Source organism: Rhodoblastus sp. (genome assembly GCF_052145335.1).
Classification (GTDB): Bacteria; Pseudomonadota; Alphaproteobacteria; order Rhizobiales; family Beijerinckiaceae; genus Rhodoblastus.
Genome location: NZ_JBKQOU010000355.1, coordinates 1 through 3,141, shown reverse-complemented (window position 1 = coordinate 3,141; position 3,141 = coordinate 1). Strand labels below are relative to the sequence as shown.

The 3,141-nt window shown below is 64.4% G+C and carries 2 protein-coding genes; both read right to left on the bottom strand.

Going from position 1 to position 3,141, the window contains the following annotated elements:
• Positions 1–168: 168 nt before the first annotated feature.
• Complete coding sequence (locus tag ACLP2E_RS21345; protein WP_442467057.1) at positions 169–1,779, bottom strand: TolC family protein; 1,611 nt, start codon at positions 1,777–1,779, stop codon at positions 169–171.
• Positions 1,772–3,141 (bottom strand): FUSC family protein (locus ACLP2E_RS21340; protein ID WP_442467056.1); only part of this gene is annotated, 1,370 nt, incomplete at its 5' end. The genes ACLP2E_RS21340 and ACLP2E_RS21345, both read right to left, overlap by 8 nt.

The window sequence follows — 3,141 nt, the reverse complement described above, 5'->3', positions numbered from 1 at the left end:
TGGACCGAAGGACCGGTCCATGAGGAAAAGCGGTCGAAGGCGCAAGGGCAAGGATGCGCCCGTTGCCGACATTGCTGGGTGCGATGGCTATCTACCGGATTCGGCTATAAAGCCGACAAGCAGACTTACCTTCTGACCCGCGGATGCGCGAACTGAGCGCGCTGTTCGTCACCGCAATGGGCCAGCGTCCACCGCGTCGGAAGACGAAAGCTTCCCGGTGGCGAAAGCCAGCGCCGCGGCGGCGATCAGGGCCGATCCATGCGCCGGTTCCTGCGCGAGTCGCGCCGCCAGCAGCGCTTTTTCAGCCTCGATCGCCGTCGTGATCGCACCGGCGCCGCTCTTGTAGGCGGCAAAGGCCGCGTCTTCCGTGGTCCTCGAAGCAGAGACCAGGGAGATCGCGGCCTGATAGGCCGCGAGGCTGCTGCGCAGCGCGTCGTCGGCAGTCACGATTTCCGAGGCCGCGTTCTGTTGCAGCCGTTGCAAGGTAGCCTCGGCGGCGTCGGTGCGCGATTGCGCCTCGCGCAGCCGTGCGTCGCGGATTCCGCCATCGAAGATCGGAACCGTGACGCCGCCGAGAACCGTCCCGTTGGTCGCACTGAGCGAAGAACTCGTGGCGACGGGAAGCGAAGGCGAACCGAGCGCGCCGAGGTTCAGTGTCGGCATGGACGTCACGTTGAGGCCGCCGGTGACATAGGTGCCCGACGCGGACAGGAAGACTTTCGGCATGAACTCGGCTTCGGCGGCGGCGATTCCGGCATGGGCGGCCTTTGCGGCGGCATAGCTTGCCTGAATGTCGGCGCGGCGCGCGATGGCGGCGGCGATGAGACGGTCGACGGGAACCATCGCCGCCGGCGAAAGCGGCCGGCCGGAAACGTCGGCGACGCGGATATTGGCCGCCGGCGAGATGCCGACCGACGCGATCAGGCCGTGATAAATATCGCGTTCGGCGCCGCGCGACTGGACGAGATTGAAATTGGCCTGGGCCAGCAATTGCCGGGCCTGGGCGGTCTCGACCGCAGTGCCGACGCCGTTCTTGAATTTCTCCGAAGCGGCGTCGAGCAGGCGCGCGCTGGCGTCCCTGGTTTTCTCCGCTATGGCCACGCGCTGGCGCGCCGAAGTGTAATCATAGAATGACCGGCTGACGTCGAAGATGATTTTCTGATGCGCGCCGTTGAAGCCGATATTGCTCGCCCACGACAGGTTGACGGCGGCTTCCTTGAACGCGTCGCGCTGGCCGAAATCGAACAGCAGCCATTGCAGGCCGACGCCCGTCACGGTCCCGTTGCTGTTGAGCGATCCCGGATTCGACAGCACGCCCGCGGCTTCGTTCGAGCCCGACGTATGCTGATAGCCACCGATCGCCGTGGCGCTCAGCATGGGAAGATAGAAAGCCTTGACGACGCCGACAGCGAGCGCCGCCTGTCGCGCCCTTTCCCAGGCCACCCGCGTCTCTGGATTGCTGGTCTGCGCCAGATCGATCAATTCGGCGAGCGAATAAACATGGCTGGATTCGAGATCGCCGGGGCCGGTGTCGAATTGCAGGTCCGGAAGGGGCGCCAGGCCGAAATCGCGGGCCCCCGTCGCGGTGAGTTTCGACGCGGCGGAAGGATCGGCTTCGGCGCCGCTAACGGAAGTCTCCGGCTTGTAAGGGACATCGGGCGCTTCCGGCGCGAGCGACAGCGACGAGGCCGCGCAACCCGCGAGGGCGCCGGCGAGCATCAACAGCGCCAGCACTCTGATCGATCGCCATATTGCGCAGCCGCGGTCGTGTTCATTCATAGGCGCCGGCCTCCGTGTGCAGAAGGCGACGGTAATGGAACAGGGTCATCTTGACGTTGTTCAGACGAGCCATCAGGGCTTCGAGCGCGCTGATTTGTGGCGAAGGCTCGTCATCCGGGGAAAGCGCGGGCGGCATCGAATCGACGAGCGCCCCGGACGAGACGTCGAAGGGCGCGGCAAGGCTGAAAGCGAGCGTCTGCAGGTTCATTTCGGCGTGCAGCAACAACTGGCGTAGCGCCTCGGACTTTTCCGCGTCGCCTTGCGGTGGAGGAAAGGCGGCGACAACCGCCAAAGCATTGACGAAGCCTCGTAGCGCCTTGATGGCGAGCTTATTGGCCTGCGCCCGCAGACGGCGGTTTCCCGAGTGAAATGTTTCATAGCCATATGCCGCGAGATTGGCGGAGGCGGTCTCGAGCGTCGCATAGGCGCGGCCTGCTTCCTGGATCGCACCGGCAGCGGGGTCGAAGGCGGCCTTTGTCTTTACGACATCCCGGCACTGCCGGATCAGTTTATCGAGATCGAGACGGAGCTGGGTCAAGGTCGAGACGGGGAAGATGCGGGTGAATATGAGATAGACGACAAGGTCGCCGAACAGGATGCCGATGACGCGATCGCGCGCGACGACCAGGTCGAATCCCGGCTCGGCACCTTGCAGGATGCACAGGTAAAGCGCGAAAGCGATCTGAAAGCCGATATAGGAGACCGTGGGCTTGCCGACGGCGATCCAGGCCGCGGGCAGCGTGACCAGGCCGACGAGAACGACCAGCGAGGTAATCGAGGTCGTGTCGGGAAGGATGAAGACGATCGATACTATGCCCAGCAGGGCGCCGACGAGGCAGCCCGCGATGCGCAGAAACAGTTTCTGCACGGTTTCGCCGACGGTGGTAAGCGAAACGATGAAACAGGTCAGCATGGCGGTATGGATGCCGGGCCAGTCGAGCAGCGTATAGGTGAGATAGCTGATCATGACCGCCGCCGTTCCCTTTAGCGCGAAACGGCTATAAGCGGGGTCGCTGAAGGCGCCTGAGACGAAAAAGCCGCCTTTCTTCTTCTTGACTTCGCCTTTTTCAGCCTGTTCTGGCGCCTTTTCCCGGCGCTCGATCGGCCCACCCGCGACGACATCCTCCATCTGCGACGTCAAGGCCGCGATCTGGTCCTGCAGATCGCATGGCGGCGGCGCGGCAGACGCCTCGCCCTTGCCTCGCGGCGGAATGACGCGCGGCAGGCGCTCTATCGCATTGGACAGGGTCTCCAGCCGCGCGACCAGCGCGCCCGACTCGGCCGGTTCGGGCGTCACAGTCTTCATCGCCACCACCGTCATCGCCAGTCCATAGGACAGAGACGCCAATTCGCCGAGGCGCC